The following is an 18,897-nucleotide window of genomic DNA, read 5'->3' as shown; positions in this document are numbered from 1 at the left end:
TCGGCGCTGCTGGCGGGCGGCCGCCATCTGGCGGCGCGGTCGCTGAAGTACCACCGCCCGCGCGGGATTATGTCAGCCGGGCTGGAGGAACCCTCGGCCATGGTCACCGTCCGGGACGAAACCGGCAGCACACCGAACCTGAAAGTGACCGAAGTGCCCCTGCGTGAGGGGCTGCACGTCTCCAGTCAGAATGCCCTCCCTTCTTTGGACAAAGACCGGGCCGCGGCGCTGGGGCTGATGGGCAAGACCATCAGCGCGGGTTTTTATTACAAGACTTTCATGTGGCCGCGCGGCGCATGGCACCAGCGGTTTGCACCGCTGATCCGGCAAGCAGCCGGGCATGGGAAGGTGGATCCATCGCCGGATCCCGCGCTCTATGACAAGCGGCGCAAAAGCTGCGATGTGCTGGTGATCGGCAGCGGCCCGGCGGGGCTGTCGGCGGCGGTGACAGCGGCGCAGTCCGGCGCCACGGTGATCCTGATGGAGCAGGATCATGTATTGGGCGGCTCGCTGCTGTCTTCTGATGCAACGCTGCAAGGCCTGTCCGCGCAGGACTGGGCAGAGGATGCGGAAGATGCGCTGCGGGTTCTGTCCAATGTCACCGTAATGCCGCGTACCCTGGCGTTTGGCCAGTATGACCACGGGCTGGTGCAGGCAGTCGAAACCCTGCCCGAAGGCAGCAGCTGCCGGGCGGTGTTCTGGAAGATCCGGGCCAGGCGCATCCTGCTGGCCGCGGGCGCTATCGAGCGGCCGCTGGTGTTTCCCGGCAACGATCGCCCGGGCATCATGCTGGCAGGTGCGGTGCGCAGTTACATCCGCCGGTTTGGCGTGGCCCTTGGCAGCAGTGCTGTGGTTGCGGTTGCCGACCCGCAGGAACGGGCTGCCACTATGGCTGCCCTGCAAGAAGCGGGGGTTACGATTGCTGCAGAGCTGCCTGCCGGTGCCCGGCTGCTCTCCACGCAAGGCAAGCGGCATTTGACCGGGCTTACTTGGCGCGACGCGCAGGGACGCAAGCAGCGCACGCCTTGCGACCTTCTCGCCATGTCGGCGGGCTGGATGCCCACCGCGCATCTGTTTGCGCAGATGGGAGAGCGGCTGAGCTTCTCGGATCGGACGCAAAGCCTGCTGCCGCCGGAAACAGACGGCCCGCTGCGCCCCATCGGCGGCGCCCGCGGGGTGCTGGACAGCGCCGATTGCATTGCCGATGGCAAGGCTGCGGCGCATCAGGCGATGGCCGAGCTGGAGATGCACAAGCACCTGAACCTGCCGCGCCCGTCTCCCGCGCCGGCCCCTGCTGAGGTCTTCGCGGCAGGCAAGGGCAAGGCCTTTGTGGACTTCCAGAACGACGTCACCCGCGACGACATCGCCCTGGCGCAGCGCGAGGGCTACCGGGATGTGGAGCTGACCAAACGCTACACGACCCTTGGCATGGGCACCGACCAGGGCAAGACCAGCTGGACCAACGGGGTGCTGGAGATTGCTGCTTTGTCAGGCCGCGATGCGGCGGAGATCGGTCACACAACCTACCGCCCGCCCTATTCTCCGGTGCCGCTGGGCGCGCTGGTGGGGCCAGAGACCGGAACACAGATGACGCCTACCCTGCGCACGCCGTTTCATGCGGGGTTCGAGAAGCTGGGCTGCGTGTTCCAGACCTCGGGCGATTGGCTGTATTCCCGCTACTTCCCGCAGCCGGGTGAGACCATGGCGCATGCCGTTGAGCGGGAAACCCGCGCGGTGCGCAGCTCGCTCGGCTGCGTGGACATGTCCACCCTCGGCAAGATCGACGTGCAGGGGCCGGATGCGCTGGAGTTCCTCTCCCGCCTTTACTGCAACAACTTTGCTGCTATCAAACCAGGCCGCCTCCGCTATGCGCTGATGCTGCGCGAGGACGGCTATGTGTTTGATGACGGCACCATTGCCTGCCTGGGCGCGGAGCATTTCCTGGTGACCGCAACCACCGCCAACGCGGGCTCGGTCTGGCGCCACATGCAGAAATGCGCGCAAGTGGAATGGCCGGAACTGGATGTGAGCCTGACGGATACCAGCGACCACTGGGCCTCGCTGGCGATAGCAGGACCAAATGCGCGCAAGCTGCTGGAGGCGCTGGGGCCGGATTTCGAAACCTCCCTCGAGTCGTTCCCCTTTGCAGCTGTGCGGGAGGGACAATTGGACGGGCTGCCCGCGCGGGTGTTCTCGGTCAGCTTCTCGGGCGAGCTGAGCTATGAGATTAATGTGCCTGCAGGCTTTGCGGACACCTTGCTTGCGCGTGTCATGGAGCGCGGCGCGGAATGGGACATCACGCCTTACGGCCTGGAAACGCTGGATGTGCTGCGGATCGAAAAGGGGCATTTGTCGGTGGGCACCGAGATCGACGGCCGCCGCACGCCGGGTGACTTGGGCATGGACGGAATGGTCTCGAAGAAAAAGGACTTCCTGGGCCGGGCCCTGCTGCAGCGTCCGGGGCTGCAGGCCGAAGGCCGCGAGCAGCTGATGGGGCTGCTGCCGGAGGATGGTTCCACGATCATCCCCTATGCCGCTCATCTGAGTGACAGAGAACTCGACGCCAAGGGTTGCGCCGAAACCATCGGCCATCTGACAGCTGCGATTGAAAGCCCCGCCCTGGGACACCCGATTGCGCTTGGCTTCCTGCGGGATGGCCGCAACCGGATGGGGGATGTGCTTTGGGCGCATTCTCCGGTGGCAGGCACATCGGTAAGGGTGCGGGTGACAGCCCCTTGTTTCTATGATCCGGAGGGGGAGCGGCTGCATGGCTGATGCACTGGAAATCATCCGCGCAAGCGATGCGGACGGCTTTCTGCCCGGCCCGCTGGGACTGCGGCTGGACGAAGAATTCCTGCCCCTGACTGCGTTGAATGCAAAGCCAGAGGTTCTGGACAGCCTGCTGCCCTTTGGCCAGATGCGTCAGTACGGCGCGGCTTTCCTGCTGCGGCTCTGGCCTGGCACAATCTGGAGCAGCGGTCCGCTGCCTGCGGGCAGTTACCGTACGGCCGATATCGGCCACGGGTTGACCCGCTTTCGCCTGCGCGGGGTTGAGGCGCTGCATTTCCTGGACCATTACACCTGCGCCGACCTTTTTGCGCCGCGCATCCGCCAGGCCCGCTGTGTCCGCAGCCGGCTGGGCGGCTATGATGTTACCCTTTGGTGGCACAACACCCGCGATGTGCATGCGGTGGTTTTCCGCTCTGCCGCGCAGTCCTTTGCGGACCACCTGCGCGCCCTGGCGCTCCGTCACGACCCTGCCGATCCATCCACCTATCCGCGCCCGGTCACTCCCGGCGCCCCAGACAGAAGAGGCTGAACATGTATCTCCGCAACACCTGGTATGTCGCTGCCTGGGACAGCGAAGTCACCCGCGAGCCGCGCCAGATCAAGGTGCTGGGCGAAAAGATCGTGATCTACCGCACCGAGGCCGGCGCGCCGGTTGCGCTGATCGACGCCTGCCCGCACCGCAAGCTGCCGCTCAGCAAGGGCCGCATCAAGGGCGATCATATCGAATGCGGCTACCACGGGCTGACCTTTGACTGCTCCGGCAGCTGCGTCCGCGTGCCTGGGCAGGACAAGATCCCGGCAGCCACCAACATCCACTCCTACCCGGTCGAGAGCCGCTATGGCCTGGTCTGGATTTGGATGGGCGACCCGGCGCTGGCGGACACGGATAAGATCTTCACGGTCGAGCATTTCGAGGAGCCGGGCTGGGGCATCAACAAGGGCGACGCGATGCCGTTTCCCTGCAATTACCTCTACATCACCGACAACCTGCTGGACCCCAGCCATGTCGCCTGGGTGCATCAGAGCTCGTTCGGGAATGCCGCTTGCGAGGAGGAACCGCTGACTGTTACCGGCACAAACAGCGGCGTGATCGTGTCGCGCTGGATGTATGACGTGGAGGTGGCGCCTTTCTACAAGAAACTGGTGCCGTTTGAGGGCAACTGCGACCGCGAGCAGCATTACGAGGTCCGTTATCCGTCGCTCGCCTATATCAAGGCGGTCTTCACGCCTGCGGGCACGGGCGGCGATGCCACCAACCTGCCCGAGGGGCAGTATTTCCAGATGGACAGCTACAACTTCATGACTCCGGTGGATGAGAAGACCACCCGCTACTACTGGTTCCAGATCCGCAACGTGCACGCCGATGATGCGGAGATTTCGCAGTATATGAGCGACTCGGTGGAGTTTGCCTTTAACGAGGACCGCGACATTTTGATCGAAGTGCAAAAGGGCATGGATGCCAAGACCACCCGCAATGTGGACCTGGCGATTGATGCCGGCCCGCTGCTGTTCCGGCGGCGCCTGCAGAAGATGATCGAGGCGGAGAGCAAGGCGGCTGAGCCCGCCTGAGGCAAAATTTGTGTCCATGAATTCGGTCACAACGGCAGGTTCGCGCCCGCCCTGGGGGGCGGGGACGGGCGCGAACCGGATCGCAGGCGATCCGGTGGCGAAAATGGCCAATGCGGCGCCCGAGAATTGTAAGCCTAGCAGGTAAAGATCTTGCCGGGGTTAAGCATGCACTTAGGGTCTAGTGCAGCCTTGAGCTGCTTCATCGCTGCAATTGCGGCTTCAGGGCGGCTGAGCGGCAGATGCGCGCGTTTTTCCAGCCCGATGCCGTGTTCGGCCGAAACCGTGGTGCCTGCAAACTGCTGCAGCACGCCGTAGACCGCGCCGTCAATTGCGGTGTGGCTGGCGGGGTCAGGAGCGGGCCCTGCCATGATGTGCAGGTTCCCGTCGCCCATATGCCCGAAGACATAGCAGCCGACACCCGGGCAATCCTTTGCGATCCGTTCCTGCAGCTGCTCGACATAGCCGGGGATGTCATTGAGGCGCAGGCCGACGTCGTAGGACAGGCAGGGGCCGCACAGGCTTTCGATCACATCCGCGTCCTCGCGCAGCTGCCAGATGGTGCGGCGCTGGGTTTCGGACTGGGCGACGGTGCCGTCCTGCAGAAGGCCGTCCTCGAAACATTGGGCCAGGAAGGCAGTGAGAGCATCCTCGTGCTCTGTACCGCCCCAGTGGCCGGTCTCGATCACCCCGTAGATACCGCAATCGGGGGACACCAGGCGGTTGCCCAGATGCGTGGCGATTTGGGTGAAGAACTCCGGCCACATGGCCTCAAAGGACAACAGGCTGCCGCCAAAGGCTTTGCGGGCACTGGCCAGCACTTGGAACAGATCTTCGGTTCCGGCGCAGCCGATCAGCGCGGTTTGCACCGAGGATGGGCGGCTGTGCAGGCGCAGGGTGATCTTGGTAATGATGCCCAGCGTGCCTTCGGAACCGATGAACAGCTGCTTCAGGTCGTAGCCTGCGTTGTTCTTGAGCAGGGTGTTGTTCAGATCGAGGACGGTGCCGTCCGCCAGCACCGCTTCCAGCCCCAGGATGTTGTCGCGCGCCATGCCGTAACGGATGGCCTGGATGCCGCCGGCATTAGTGGAGGCGAGCCCGCCCAGGGTGCAGCTGCCGCGGGACGGCAGGTCGACGCCGGGGGCAAGACCGTGCGGCTCGGCGGCGTCGATCACCTGCTGCAGGGTGACGCCGGCTTCGGCGGTGACAACACCCTGCACTGGGTCGAGGTCCAGAATGCGGTTCATCTTCTCCAGCGAAAGCGCAACCTGCCCCGGCGCGGTTGCGGTGCCCTGAACCAGCCCGGTCAGCCCGCCGTGCGGAACAATGGCCAGCCCGTGTTCGGCGGCCAGCCGGCAGATCTCGCTGACGTCCTGTGCCGAGCCGGGCGTCAACAGCACGCCGCCGTCATAGCTCGCGGCGCAATAGCCGGTGCCGCGCAGGGAGAGCCGCTCGCCGGTGATCACGTTCTTGGCGCCGATCACCGGGGCGAACAGCTCGGAAATCTTGTTGATGTCCATCAGGAGTGCTTTCGTTACGACCGGTCCTAGCTGCCGGACTTGCCTTTGCGGTGCTCGTGCAGGGTCTTGGCGACAATGGCGATGGTGGTCAGAACCATCAGGATCACCGAGACCGCGGCAATGATCGGGTCGACGTTCAGGCGCAGCCCGTCCCAGATCCGCTTGGGCAGGGTGATCACGTCGATACCGCTGACAAACAGGGTGACGGCGATCTCCTCCCAGGACAGCACCAGGCTCAGGAACCAGGCCGAGAACAGGCCGAATTTGAGGTTCGGCAGCACCACCCAGAAGGTGGTCTGCATCCGCGACGCGCCTAGGTTGCGGGAGGCAAGCTCCAGCGACTTGTCGAGCCGCGAGGTGGCGGTCAGCATCACGATCACCGCAAAAGGCGTCACCATGATCACATGGGTCAGGATCAGCCCCGCATAGGTATCGATCAGGCCGATGCGCGCTTGCAGGAAGTAGATGATTACGGCGGAGACCACCGGCGGCACTGCCATCGGCAGCAGCGCCAGCCCGACCAGCGCGCCGCCATAACGCGGCTGGCGGAACCACAGGCCCAGGGCGAATGCTGCTGCCAGAACCGTGGCGATCACGCTGCTGGCCAGCGCCACCAGAACGCTGTCGGAGATGCTGGCAAGCCAGGCTTCGTCCGTCAGCAGCGCCTGGTAGTGGCGCAGGGACCAGTCGCCCTTGGGCAGCGACAGGAAGCGCTTGGGGGTGAAGGAAACCGGGATCACTGCCACCAGCGGCATCAGCATGAAGAGGCCGGTGAGCACGGCGGCAAGTTTCAGCAGCCAGCTTTGCAGGTTCAGGGGCTTGCGCGTCATTTGACCAGCCTTTCCGGGCGGATGACCTTGAACAGGAGCCCGGCCATTGCTGCGACCACCGCCAGCACGCCGATGCTGAGTGCGGCGCCAAAGCCCCAGTTTGAGGTCTGGAACATCTGGATGTAGATGTATTCAGCAATCATCACGATCTTGCCGCCGCCGAGAATTGCCGGCGTGATGAAGAAGCCAAGCGCAAAGACAAAGACGATGATCACCGAGGCCAGGATTCCAGGCACAGTGAGCGGCAGGAACACATTCCAGAAGGTGAAACCCGGGCTGGCGCCCATGCCGCGGGAGGCCAGAAGGACGCGGCTGTCGATCTGGCGCATGACCGAGGCAATCGGGAAGACCGCAAAGGGCACCAGGAAATGCACCATGCCCAGGATCACCGAGAATTCGGTCCGCACCAGCGTCAGCGGCTCGGCAATGGCGCCGATGGACAGCAGGGTCTCGTTCAGAATGCCCTTATTGCGCAGGATCACCACCCAGCCGAAGGCGCGGATCAGAACCGAGATCCAGAAGGGGATGAAAATGCAGAGCTCCATGAACAGCTTGCGCGCCGGAGAGCCGAAGACCCAGTGGTAGGCCAGAAGATAGGCCAGCAGCACCGAGGTAAGGGTGACCAGGATGCAGACCCGCGCCGTGCGCAGCATAATGTTGAGCGCGTCAGCATCGGTCAGCATCCGCACATAGTTCTCGGCACCTGGCTCAGGCCGGGAGACGGACCAGCCGAAGACGCCCAGAAGCGGTGCCAGATAGACCGCCAGGAACAGGGCGGGCAGCAGCCACATGGCAATGGTGTGTATATTGAGCCGTGCGGCCATTTCGCTGCCCCTCCCCTTGGCTGTTTAGCTGCTGACCAGGGCCAGATACTTGTCCAGCGCGGTGCCGTAGTGATCGGCGTACCATTCCGCCTGCAGCACGATCTGCCGCTCCAGGTTCTCTTTGGAGCTCGCATCCACCGGCTTCATCTCTTCCGAGACCAGCGCATGGGCGGCGGGGTTGGCCGGGCCGTTGCCAAGCTCATTCAGCAGCGTCACCTGATTGTCCGGGTTCTGGGCCAGGGCGATGAATTCCATCGCGGCCTTGGCGCCCGCCGGGTTGCCCTTGATCACGGTCCAGCCGGAGGGCGACACCAAGCCCTGGTCAAAGGTCCAGTCGACTTCGCCTTCGGTGTCCTGCTTGGTCAGGTTGGCGCGGGTGTGCCACAGCAGGCCCATCGAGGCCTCGCCGTCGCGCAGCAGCTGCTGGCTTTCGGCGCCGGAAGACCAGAAGCTGACGATATGCGGCTTCAGTGCTTCGATCTTGGCCAGCGCGCGGTCCACGTCCAGCGGGTACAGCTCCGCAGGCGCCACGCCATCGGCCAGAAGTGCTGCCTCCAGCACGCCGGTCATCCATTTGTAGAGGGTGCGCTTGCCCGGGTATTTTTCCACGTTCCAGAAATCGGCCCAGGTGCTGGGCACATCATCGCCGAAGCGGGCGGCGTCATAGGCGATGACGTTGCTGTAGAAATAGGAGGGGACGTAGAACTCGCCGTCAAAGCCGGGCTCGATCTTGCTGCGGTCGACGATGGAATAGTCGATCTTCTCCATCATGCCTTCGCGGCCCAGGCGGATCGCGGAATAGGGTTCTGCGTCGCAGACGTCCCAGCGGACCGAGTTGCTTTCGAACTGGGTTTTCATCGAGCCTTCGAGCGGGCCGGAGCCGTCGATTTTCAGCTTGTTGCCGGTGGCGGCCTCGTAAGCCTCGGCAAAGGCGGCGGAGTAGGCGTCGATCGCATCGCCGCCCCAGTTGACCACCACCAGTTCCTGGCCCGCAGCGCGGGCGCCAGGTGCTGCCACAGTGGCGGCACCCAGTGCCACCAGCCCGGTCAGAAAGCCGCGGCGGTCCAGCTTGCCGCCCCGGAAGCGCTCAGCCAATAGCTCGCAGCAGTCTCGTTGAAAGTTGTTCATGGTATCCTCCCTGGTCATGTGCAGCCGGGTCCATCCACCGCCCGGGGCGGCGCGGCCCGGGTTTTTTAGTCGGCAATCACGATGCTGTTTTCGGGCGACCATCCGACCCACAGATCGCTGCCAACGCTGGGCAGCGCGCCATTGGCGCTGTGGGTGGAGGCGCTGATGCTGTGACCTTGCGGCGTCTGCAGCACCAGGTCGCTGTGCGAGCCCTGATAGGTGGTCTGGATCACCCGGGCAGGCAGCACATTGGCCTGATCTGCGGGGCGCTCGGCGCTGAGGGTCATGTGTTCCGGCCGCACCGCGATGCTGGCGGTGCCGTTCACATGGTGCCCCGGATTGGCGGCCGAAAGCGTCGTGCCGTCAAGATTGCCGCGCAGCAACCCACCATCCATACCGGGGCTGGCCACCGGGAAGATGTTGATCTGGCCCAGGAATTCCGCGACGAAGCGCGAATCCGGCGCGTTGTAGATCCGGTCGGGCGTCGCCAGCTGCATCAGCCGGCCCTTGTTGAAAATGGCGATCTTGTCGGACATCGCCAGCGCCTCGCCCTGATCATGGGTGACAAAGACAAAGGTGGTGCCGGTTTCCTCATGCACCCGCTTCAGCTCGCTCTGCATCTGTTCCCGCAGATTGCGGTCGAGCGCCGAGAGCGGCTCATCCAGCAGCAGCACATCCGGCTGGAACACCAGCGAGCGGGCCAGCGCCACCCGCTGCTGCTGGCCGCCTGACAATTGCGAGGGTTTCTTGTGGGCATGTTCGGCAAGGCCAACGGTTTCGATGATCCGCCCCACCTTCTGCTTGCGCTCGGCGCTGCCCATCTTGCGCACCCGCAGGGGGTAATCGACGTTCTGCCAGACGGTCATATGGGGAAACAGTGCGTAGCCCTGGAACACCATGCCGAAATTGCGCTCTTCCGCCGCCATCGTGCTGATGTCCCGGCCATCCTTCATCAGCTGGCCCGAGGTTTGTTCGGTAAAGCCTGCGAGGATCATCAGGAAGGTGGTCTTGCCCGAGCCGGAGGGGCCGAGGAAGGTCAGGAACTCGCCCTTGCTGATCTCCATGCTGACGTCGTGCAGTGCCTTGAAGTCGCCATAGGACTTGCAGATGCTGCTGGCCGCGATTTGTGACACTGACTGGCTCCCCGTCGTTCCTGGCTCTGGCAAGGCCCTGAGCGTTGGCGGGAGGATTGCAGTCAGTTTTTTTCACGTCAAATGAAAGTAATTGCCGTGTTCTCGTGAGATATTTTCACGTTATTTCGGTGCCTCTCTTCTGGAGTTGTGATCCGCTTCACTAATGGAAATCTCCCCGGATCGCCCCGCGATCCGGTTCGCGCCCGGCCCCGCCCCCCAGGGCGGGCGCGAACCTGCCGTAGTGCCGGTTGAAATACTGTGCGTTTCAGGAAACTAACTTTGGGTTTGCAGCGTGTATTCCTGGAACCACCGCGACAGCCAATCAATTGCAAGCTGGCAAACCCGGCGCTGCATCCGCTCTTTCTGGGCAACAATGTAGTAGGCGTGCGGGCCGCGGATTTCGGTGTCGAACAGGCGCACCAGCTTGCCTTCGCTCAGCGCGTGGCGGCCCAGGATGTCGTCTCCGATGGCGATCCCTGTCCCGGCAATGGCTGCGTTGATATTGTGGGTCACATCCGAGAACACAATGCCTTTGCTCAGCTCGAAACTCTTCTTGCTGGCGGCAGACAGCCAGACCACCCAGTCGCTTTGATTGCGGTGGTGCAGCAGCGGCAGTTTCACCAGATCCTCAGGCGTGCGGATGCGGCCGTGGCGCTCGAGAAAGGCAGGCGAGCAGACCGGGAAAGCGCGCGGCGTGAACAGATGCTGGACGTGTTTGCCGGGCCAGGCGCCATCGCCGTAGATGATCGAAAAATCGGTCTGATCGTTGAGGATATCGTTGCGGTCGGTCTCGTTGGTGATTTCCAGGTCGATGTTGGGAAAAAGATCCAGGAACTCGGTGATGTGATAGGCGAGCCAATAACTGCCCAAGCCTGACGCGCAGTTGATCCGCAAAGGCCCGAAGGGTTCGCTGTGGCCAAGCGGCACATTGGCGCGTTCGACGATCTCCAGCGCCTTGCGGATATCCTGCACATAGCGGTTGCCGGCCGAGGTCAGTTCGACCTTGCGGCCTGTCCGGCTGATCAGTTTGACGCCCAGCATTTGCTCCAGGTTGCGCAACTGGTGGGAGACCGCGCTGGGGGTGACGAACATCGCCTCGGATGCCTTGTGCAGACTGCCGAGCCGCGACACCGCCTCCAGCATCCTGAGAGCGGTCATCGACGGATAGACCCGGCGGGCGTCGCCTGCGTCTCTTTCAGCCATGCTGCCCATGTTCGGCACCTTTCTCTGCAGGGTTTCAGACAGCTTACATGAGAAAAATTCAGAAACGCAGCCGAATTTCTTTCATTTGACGTGAGAATTTCTGCGTTCTTACTGTGCCGGAACAAGCCGGCCGCATTTCCGGTCCGGTATGGCGCGCGGCAGTGGCTGCGCGGCAAGGGAAAGGACAAAGCATGGTTTCGAGCGCTGGAATCCGGTCGACCAACACGCCCGAAGGGCTGCCTGCGGCGGATATGGTGCTGCGGAACGGGCGGATTTACACCGTTGATCAGGACCAGCCCTGGGCCGAAGCGGTGGCAATCAAACACGGACGGTTCATGGCGGTGGGCAGCAATGCCGAAATGGAGCCGCTGATTGCGGATTACACCCATGTGCATGACCTGAAGGGCGCCTTTGCGATGCCGGGGCTTTACGACATGCATACCCATCCGGATCTGGCACTGGGACCGAAATACTCCGACTATCTGGACGTGGGACTGGAGACGCCCTCCCCGGATCAGGTGCGCGAGGCAATCCTGCGCTATGCCGCGGAAAACCCGGACCGCGAGTGGATTTTCGGCAAGCATTTCGTCCACTACGCTTTCCGCAAGGCGGGGCTGAAACCGGGGCGCGACTGGCTCGACAGTTTCATCCCCGACCGGCCGGTAGCGATCATGGACCGGATGTGGGGCAGCTGCATGGCCAACTCCAAGGCGCTGGAGCTGGCAGGCGTCAGCAAGGATACAGTGGACCCCAACAACGGCTACATCGTGCGCGACCCGCTGACCGGCGAGCCGGACGGCATTCTGGTCGATGGCGCCTATGCGCTGATCATGGCGGCGATGCCGCCGCCGCCGATGCATGCGCTGACCCGTGCCTACCGCGAGGGCGCGCGGTTTCAATCCGCCCGTGGCGTGGTGGCAACGAAATACGTGCATGTGTGCGAGCAGCGTCTTGATGCGCTGCGTGCCATCGACCTGGCGGGTGAGCTGCCGGTGCGGGTTGAGGCCGCGATCAGCTGGCAGGACGACATCTTCCCGGTGCGCCGCCGCTGGGAGCTGCTGGCAGGCGAGCGGCATTACTACCGCTCCAAGCGCTTGAACGCCAATGCGGTCAAGTTCCACTTTGACGGCACCGCCGAGCCGCGCACCTCTTACCTGATCACCCCCTGGCCGAACGAGAAGACCTGGCAGGGCTCGCTCAACCTGACGCCCGAGCATATCTATGACATGGTGGCGGAGATGGACCGCAAGCGGATCCGGGTGATTGCCCACTGCACCGGGGACGGCGCCTCTGACATTTTCCTGGATGCGGTGGCCGAGTGCCGCCGCCGCAACGGGCCCGGCGGGATGCGCCACCAATGCGCCCATTCCACCCTGCTGGACGAGGGCAACCTGGCCCGTTTTGCCGAGCTGGACGTGATTGCCGAGTTTTCGCCGGTGGGCTGGTTCCCGTCGGAGTTCACCATCGGCGCGCGGTCCTCTTTCGGGGAGCGGCTGCAGGAGGCCTATAACGTCCGCGGCGTGCTGGATGCGGGCGGGGTCACGGTGATGGGCACCGACTGGCCGGTGAGCAGCATTGATCCCTGGTTCGGGTTCGAAACGCTTGTCACCCGCGAAAACCCGCGCGGCGAGATGGAAGGCAAGCTGGGCCAGCCAATCACGCCGGAGGAGGCAATCCGGATGCTGACCCTCAGCGGCGCCTATGCGATGGGCTGCGAGGATGTGTCCGGATCGATCACCGCAGGCAAGACCGCCGATCTGATTGTGCTGGACCGCAACCTGCTGGAGACCGAGGCCAAGGGCAACTGGCATAAATCGCAGGTGCATCTGACCATGGTGGATGGCGAGGTCGTGCATGACCCCAAGGGCTGGATGCAGGGCACGGATTTTGAAAGCCGCATCACCTCTCCGGTCCCCGACTTCACGCCAAAGGACATCTGATGGATACGCGCGTTCCGGTTACCATTGTCGCGGGCTTTCTCGGCTCCGGCAAAACCACCCTGATCAACACCCTGCTGCAGGGCGATCACGGGCTGAACATCACCGTGCTGGTCAATGATTTCGGCGCGGTCAATATCGACGCGGACCTGATCCTGAAGCGCGAGCGCGAAGTGATGGAGCTGTCGAACGGCTGCGTCTGCTGTTCGATCCAAAGCGATCTGGTGGCGCAGCTGCAGGCCCTGTTCCGCTCGGACAATCCGCCGGAATATCTGCTGATCGAAGCCAGCGGGGTGTCGCAGCCGGGCCGCATCGCCTCGGTCTTCGGCTATCCGCAGCTGAGGGACTATGCCCGTTTGGATGCGGTGGTGACTCTGCTGGATGTGGAGAACACCGATGCGCTGTCGGACAGCTGCCGGCAGCTGGTGCAGACACAGATTGAGGCCGCCGATATCGCGGTGCTGACCAAGACGGATCTGGTGCAGCCGCAGCAGGTTGCCGATTTCCGTGCGCGATGGCTGTTTCCGGATCTGCCTGCCTATGAGGCCAGCAACGGAAAAGTCCCGGTGCAGTATCTTCTGGACACCGGCCGGCATGACCCGGAAAACGCTGTCCTGCCGCAATCTCGGCCAGCCGCAGGGTTCCGCTCGCAGAGCTGGTCGGTGCAAGAGCCGCACAGTTATGCCAGCTTCAAATCTGCGCTAGGTACCCTGCCCGCTTCGGTATTCCGGTCCAAAGGCGTGCTTTATTGCGCGGATTTCCCGGACACCCGGATTGTGTTTCAAAAGGTCGGCTCGCGGATCGAGTTCCACAAGGACGGCCTGTGGCGCGGTGCGCCGGAAACCCGCCTGGTTGCCATTGGCGAAGACGGGCTGGAAACAGCTGGCTTCCTGAAAAATCATATGGAGCAGTCCCTGGCCGCCCTGCCCTGCCCCTAAGGTTTTGCCGGGTTTTGCCGGGCCAGAGTGCCGGCGGCAAACTCCATGAAGGCACGGATCACCCGCACATCCTGCCGCTGGGTGAGCGAGACGATGCTTTCGCTCATCGTCAGGTTCGTGTCCTCCAGCGGGACCGGGATCAGGCGGTTGTCATGGCCGAACTCCGCCTCGGACACAAAGCCGATGCCGGCACCCGAGGCCACCAGCTCGCGCACTGCTTCACGTCCTTCGGCGACGATGGCGGGCTTCAAGGTGATGCCGCGGCGCTGTGCTTCGGCCTCCAGGTTCTGGCGGGTTTTTGAGCCTGCTTCGCGGAACACCAGCGGCAATTTGGTCAGCTCGTCAAAAGCGATGCTTGTCTTGCCGGGCGGCAGCAGCCCGGGAGCGGCAAAGGCTGTGATGCCGGTGGCGCCCAGGTTCAGCACTGTCATGTCGCGGCCCGGGGTCAGACTGCCCGCGACGCCGATTTCGGCATTATAGGCGCGCAGCTCCTCCAGGATTTCCTCGGTATTGCCCGTGCGCAGCGAGATGGTGATGTTCGGATATTTCTGCCGGAACGGCCCCAGGAAAGCGGTCATATGCAGCGCCGAATCCGCGATGATCCGCAATTCTCCCTCCACCGCCGCACCGGATTCCGAGAGGTAGTCGCCAATCTGATCCTCGATCTCAAAGTATCCTTTGGTCAGCCGCAGCAGCTCCTCGCCCTGGGGCGTCAGGGTGATCTGTTTCTTCTCGCGGCGGAACAGCAGGAGGTCGTGGTCCTGCTCCAGCTTGCGCACCTGTTCCGAGACCGCAGGCTGAGTCAGATGCAGCGCTTTGGCAGCGCGGGAAAAGCCGCCCAGAAGCGCAACATGGTGAAAGGCGCGGAGCTGGCTGTGGCGCATCTTCTTCCCTCAATTCTGACGTATAGGGGCAGCCTATAAGTGGATCGTTTTTTGCAATTTTACATATGGATGACAGGAGGGCAATCATGCCCTCAAATTGCTCTTGGGAGATTGCAGATGAGTACTTCCACGGACCCGATTGAAGCGCCCAGATTAGGCGAACCCTACCTGCTCACCCCCGGCCCATTGACCACCTCTTATGCGGTGAAAGAGGCGATGCTGCGGGACTGGGGCAGCTGGGATGACGACTTCCGCGGCATGACTCGCGAGATCCGCAGCCGACTGCTGGCCTTGCTCGGAGAGAGCGCGGATGAATTTGACTGCGTGCCGATGCAGGGTTCCGGAAGCTTTGCGGTAGAGGCGATGCTGGGCTCTTTCATCCCCCGCGACGGCAAGGCGCTGGTGCTGGCCAATGGCGCCTACGGGCTGCGCTCGGCGCAGACGCTGAAGTATCTGGGCCGCGATCATCTGGTGCTGGACAAGGGCGACTACCTGCCGCCGCGTGGGCCCGAGGTTGCGCAGATCCTGGCCGACGACCCGTCAATCACCCATGTGGTGGCGATCCATTGCGAGACTTCTTCGGGCATTCTGAACCCGGTCGAGGAGATCTCCGAGGCGGTCTATGCCGCGGGCCGCAAATTGCTGATCGACTCGATGTCGGCCTTTGGCGCCATCGAGCTGCAGCCCTCGCAGATCCGTTACGAGGCGATGGTGTCCTCGGCCAACAAATGCATCGAGGGCGTGCCCGGCTTTGGTTTCGTCATTGCCCGCAAGGGCGAGATCGAGGCGGCCAAGGGCAACAGCCATTCGCTCAGCCTCGATGTGCACGCGCAATGGGCCAATATGGAGAAAACCGGCCAGTGGCGCTTTACCCCGCCAACCCATGTGGTGGCCTCTTTCCTGGAAGCGCTCAAAGGCCATGAGGCCGAGGGCGGCGTGGCCGGGCGCGGTGCCCGTTATCAGCGCAACCGCGATGTGATGGTGGCAGGGATGCGCGAGCTGGGCTTTGAAACCCTGCTGGAGAACCGCTGGCTCAGCCCAATCATCGTCACATTCTTTTGCCCTGCGGATGAGAGCTTTGTGTTCAGCCGCTTCTATGACCTGATGAAGGAGAAGGGCTTTATCATCTATCCGGGCAAGCTGACCGTCGTGGACAGTTTCCGCGTCGGCTGCATCGGGCAGATGGATGAACACGTGATGCGGCAGGTTGTGACCGCCGCCAAGGAAACGCTTGCCGAGATGGGCGTCGCCAGCGCGGCCCCGCCCGCAGCGGCGCTGGAAGAACGCGCCAAACTGGCCGCCTGAAGACAAAGGACCCCGAGACATGACCATTGGAACCCCCGTTACTGCAAACGAGCGGACCTACCCGGCGCCGAAGACCTGCGCGATTGCCATCTGCCTGGACGGCTGCGAGCCGGAATACCTGGAGGTTGCCATCGCCAAAGGGCTGATGCCGACCCTGAAGCGGATCCGCGAGACCGGCACCGACCGGCTGGCGCATTCGGTGATCCCTTCCTTCACCAACCCCAACAACCTGTCGATCGCCACCGGCCGCCCGCCGATTGTGCACGGCATCTGCGGCAACTACCTGATCGACCCGGACAGCGGCGAAGAGGTGATGATGAACGACGTGCGTTTCCTGCGCGCGCCGACCATCTTCTCGCAGTTCTACGAGGCCGGATACCGCATCGCCATGGTCACCGCCAAGGACAAGCTGCGCGCGCTTTTGGGGGCGGGGCTGAAGTTCGACGAGGACCGCGCGGTGGCCTTCTCCTCCGAGCGGTCGGGCGAGACCACCAAGGCAGAGCACGGCATCGACAACGCCAGCCAATGGCTGGGCATGGAGGTGCCGGAAGTCTATTCGGCGGAGCTGTCCGAGTTTGTCTTTGCCGCCGGGGTAAAGCTGCTGGCGGAGTTCAAGCCGGATGTGATGTATCTGTCGACCACCGACTACATCCAGCACAAGTTTGCCCCCGAACAGCAGGGCGCGCTGGATTTCTATGCGATGTTCGACAAGTATTTGGCGCAGCTCGATGAAATGGGCGCGGCGATTGTTGTCACCGCCGACCACGGCATGAAGCCCAAGCATAACGCCGACGGCTCGCCCAGCGTGATCTACGCGCAGGATCTGCTGGACGACTGGCTGGGCAAGGACGCCGCGCGGGTGATCCTGCCGATCACCGACCCCTATGTCGTTCACCACGGCGCGCTTGGCTCCTTTGCCACTGCCTATCTGCCGGAAGGCGCCGGCAAGGCGGAGATCATGGCCAAGCTGGACGCCCGCGAGGAGCTGATCCTGGTGGCGGACAAGGAAGAAGCCATCAGGCGCTTCGAACTGCCCGGCGACCGCATCGGCGACATCGTGATGATCTCGGGCGAGAACATGACCATCGGCACCTCGGCGCACCGCCACGACCTGGCGGCGCTGAAGGAGCCGCTGCGCAGCCATGGCGGGCTGACCGAACAGGAAGTGCCCTTTATCGTGAACCGTGTCATCGACCTGCCGGACGACCCTGAGTCCTTACGCAACTTTGACGCCTTCTTCTATGCCACCACTGCGGCGGCCCTCTGATCTATGGGTGAGACTATGACCAACATCGAAATCCGCAACGAAGGCATGCGCATCGGCGGCGAGACCGTCTTTACCGACGAGACCGTGCCGGTCCACTACCCCTATACCAACGAGGTTGTCGGCTATGTGCCCGCAGGCAAAGCCGAACACGCCCGCATGGCGTTCGAGGTGGCGGCGAACTACAAACCCAAGCTGACCCGCTATGAGCGCAGCCAGATCCTGCAGCGCACCGCCGAGCTGATCGGCGAGCGCCGCGAATACCTGGCGAAATGGCTGACACTGGAGCTGGGCATCTGCCACCAGCACTCGATATACGAGACCAAGCGGGCGCAGGATGTCTACCAGTTCGCCGCGGCGGAGGCGCTGAAAGATGATGGCGAGATCTTCTCCTGCGACCTCACCCACAATGGCAAGCCGCGCAAGATCTTCACCAAGCGCGAGCCGGTCAAGGCGATCTCGGCAATCACGCCGTTCAACCATCCGCTCAACATGGTGAGCCACAAGATCGCTCCGTCGATTGCCACCAACAACTGCATGGTGTGCAAGCCGACGGAACTGACGCCGCTGACCTGTATTGCGCTGGCCGACATCCTCTATGAGGCCGGCCTGCCCAAGGAGATGTTCCAGGTGGTCACCGGCTGGCCGCAGGACATTGGCGATGAGATGATCACCAATGAAAACATCGACATCATCACCTTCACCGGCGGCGTGCCGGTGGGCAAGATGATCGCAGAGAAAGGCGTCTATAAACGCCAGGCGCTGGAGCTCGGCGGCAATGACCCGCTGATCGTGCTGAACGACTTGTCCGACGCCGATCTGGACAAGGCCGCCACCATCGCCGTGGCTGGCGCCACAGGCAACTCGGGCCAGCGCTGCACCGCGATCAAGCGCATCCTGGTGCAGGAGAGTGTGGCGGACAAATTTGTGCCGCTGGTGCTGGAGAAGGCCAAGAAAATCAAATTCGGCGATCCGCAGGATCCGGCCACCGAACTGGGCTGTGTGATCCACGGCAAAGCGGCGGAGCTGTTCGAAAACCGCGTGCTGCAGGCTGAGAAGGAAGGTGCCGAGATCCTCTATCACCCGGGCCGCGAAGGCGCGCTGCTGCCGCCCATCGTGATCGACAAGGTGCCGCACGGCAGCGAGCTGGTAATGGAGGAGACCTTTGGCCCCATCGTGCCGATCGTGCGGGTGCCGGACAATGACGCGGAGGTCATGAAGATCTCCAACTCCACTGAATTCGGCCTCTCCTCCGGCGTCTGCACCAACGACCTGAACCGGGCGATTGCCTATATCAACGGGCTGGACGTCGGCACCTGCAACATCTGGGAGCAGCCGGGCTACCGCATTGAAATGTCGCCCTTTGGCGGGATCAAGGACTCTGGCAACGGGGTGAAGGAAGGCGTCATCGAGGCGATGAAGTTCTTCACCAACGTCAAGACCTACTCCCTGCCCTGGCCGGAATAATCCCGGCCCTGCCGGGGCTGCCCCACGCAGCCCCGGCTTTGAATTTAAGACGTTCCTTTGTCTTCGCCCGGCCTTCTGGCCGGGCAGCCCCCGACCGCCCCCCTGGGC

At 63.2% G+C, this 18,897-nt stretch carries 15 protein-coding genes; 8 read left to right on the top strand and 7 right to left on the bottom strand.

Annotated features, from left to right (window positions below; genetic code table 11):
- From RA20_RS22625 to RA20_RS22615, 3 genes are all read left to right on the top strand, one after another.
- Positions 1–2,775 (top strand): FAD-dependent oxidoreductase (locus RA20_RS22625; protein WP_039134323.1); only part of this gene is annotated, 2,775 nt, incomplete at its 5' end.
- Positions 2,768–3,319 carry a hypothetical protein gene (locus RA20_RS22620; RefSeq protein ID WP_039134320.1) on the top strand — a complete coding sequence of 184 codons (552 nt, stop codon included), beginning with the start codon at positions 2,768–2,770 and terminating at the stop codon, positions 3,317–3,319. The genes RA20_RS22625 and RA20_RS22620, both read left to right, overlap by 8 nt.
- A gap of 2 nt (positions 3,320–3,321) precedes the next feature.
- Positions 3,322–4,359, top strand: a complete 1,038-nt coding sequence (locus RA20_RS22615; protein ID WP_039134317.1) for an aromatic ring-hydroxylating dioxygenase subunit alpha — start codon at positions 3,322–3,324, stop codon at positions 4,357–4,359.
- Positions 4,360–4,493: 134 nt separating this feature from the next.
- Here the strand turns inward: RA20_RS22615 and RA20_RS22610 are convergent, their stop codons facing one another.
- The 6 genes from RA20_RS22610 to RA20_RS22585 all read right to left on the bottom strand — a co-directional run bounded on the left by RA20_RS22610 (position 4,494) and on the right by RA20_RS22585 (position 10,994).
- On the bottom strand, positions 4,494–5,876 hold the full coding sequence (locus tag RA20_RS22610; protein ID WP_052249137.1) for an FAD-binding oxidoreductase: 1,383 nt from the start codon (positions 5,874–5,876) through the stop codon (positions 4,494–4,496).
- Positions 5,877–5,902: 26 nt separating this feature from the next.
- On the bottom strand, positions 5,903–6,706 hold the full coding sequence (locus tag RA20_RS22605) for an ABC transporter permease (protein ID WP_052249136.1): 804 nt from the start codon (positions 6,704–6,706) through the stop codon (positions 5,903–5,905).
- The gene (locus tag RA20_RS22600) at positions 6,703–7,530 is read right to left on the bottom strand and encodes an ABC transporter permease (protein WP_039134314.1); all 828 of its coding nucleotides are present in this window, start codon (positions 7,528–7,530) and stop codon (positions 6,703–6,705) included. The genes RA20_RS22605 and RA20_RS22600 overlap by 4 nt, the downstream gene beginning before the upstream one ends.
- A gap of 24 nt (positions 7,531–7,554) precedes the next feature.
- Positions 7,555–8,658, bottom strand: a complete 1,104-nt coding sequence (locus RA20_RS22595; protein WP_039134311.1) for an ABC transporter substrate-binding protein — start codon at positions 8,656–8,658, stop codon at positions 7,555–7,557.
- Between the two features lie 65 nt (positions 8,659–8,723).
- The gene (locus tag RA20_RS22590; RefSeq protein ID WP_039134308.1) at positions 8,724–9,791 is read right to left on the bottom strand and encodes an ABC transporter ATP-binding protein; all 1,068 of its coding nucleotides are present in this window, start codon (positions 9,789–9,791) and stop codon (positions 8,724–8,726) included.
- Positions 9,792–10,064: 273 nt separating this feature from the next.
- Positions 10,065–10,994, bottom strand: coding sequence for a LysR substrate-binding domain-containing protein (locus tag RA20_RS22585; protein WP_193748902.1), 930 nt, complete (start codon positions 10,992–10,994; stop codon positions 10,065–10,067).
- Positions 10,995–11,185: 191 nt separating this feature from the next.
- Here RA20_RS22585 and RA20_RS22580 point away from each other — a divergent pair, with 191 nt between their 5' ends.
- Positions 11,186–12,934 (top strand): amidohydrolase, encoded by a 1,749-nt coding sequence (locus tag RA20_RS22580; RefSeq protein ID WP_039134306.1) that lies wholly within the window; start codon positions 11,186–11,188, stop codon positions 12,932–12,934.
- A complete protein-coding gene (locus tag RA20_RS22575) occupies positions 12,934–13,869 on the top strand; it encodes a CobW family GTP-binding protein (RefSeq protein WP_052249133.1) in 936 nt (311 codons plus the stop codon). The genes RA20_RS22580 and RA20_RS22575 overlap by 1 nt, the downstream gene beginning before the upstream one ends.
- Here RA20_RS22575 and RA20_RS22570 read toward each other — a convergent pair.
- Positions 13,866–14,753: a LysR substrate-binding domain-containing protein gene (locus tag RA20_RS22570; protein WP_039134303.1), complete on the bottom strand. Its 888-nt coding sequence runs from the start codon at positions 14,751–14,753 to the stop codon at positions 13,866–13,868. The genes RA20_RS22575 and RA20_RS22570 overlap by 4 nt on opposite strands.
- Positions 14,754–14,870: 117 nt before the next feature.
- Here RA20_RS22570 and RA20_RS22565 point away from each other — a divergent pair, with 117 nt between their 5' ends.
- From RA20_RS22565 to phnY, 3 genes are read left to right on the top strand one after another with little or no spacing between them, the layout of a single operon-like run.
- Positions 14,871–16,058: a 2-aminoethylphosphonate--pyruvate transaminase gene (locus RA20_RS22565; protein WP_039134298.1), complete on the top strand. Its 1,188-nt coding sequence runs from the start codon at positions 14,871–14,873 to the stop codon at positions 16,056–16,058.
- 19 nt (positions 16,059–16,077) lie between these two features.
- Positions 16,078–17,325 (top strand): phosphonoacetate hydrolase, encoded by a 1,248-nt coding sequence (phnA, locus tag RA20_RS22560; RefSeq protein WP_039134295.1) that lies wholly within the window; start codon positions 16,078–16,080, stop codon positions 17,323–17,325.
- A 15-nt stretch (positions 17,326–17,340) separates the two neighbouring features.
- Positions 17,341–18,789, top strand: a complete 1,449-nt coding sequence (phnY, locus tag RA20_RS22555; RefSeq protein ID WP_152618589.1) for a phosphonoacetaldehyde dehydrogenase — start codon at positions 17,341–17,343, stop codon at positions 18,787–18,789.
- Positions 18,790–18,897: the final 108 nt, after the last annotated feature.

This window comes from Leisingera sp. ANG-Vp, from assembly GCF_000813725.1.
GTDB lineage: Bacteria > Pseudomonadota > Alphaproteobacteria > Rhodobacterales > Rhodobacteraceae > Leisingera.
This window is presented reverse-complemented; position numbering and strand designations above follow the sequence as displayed.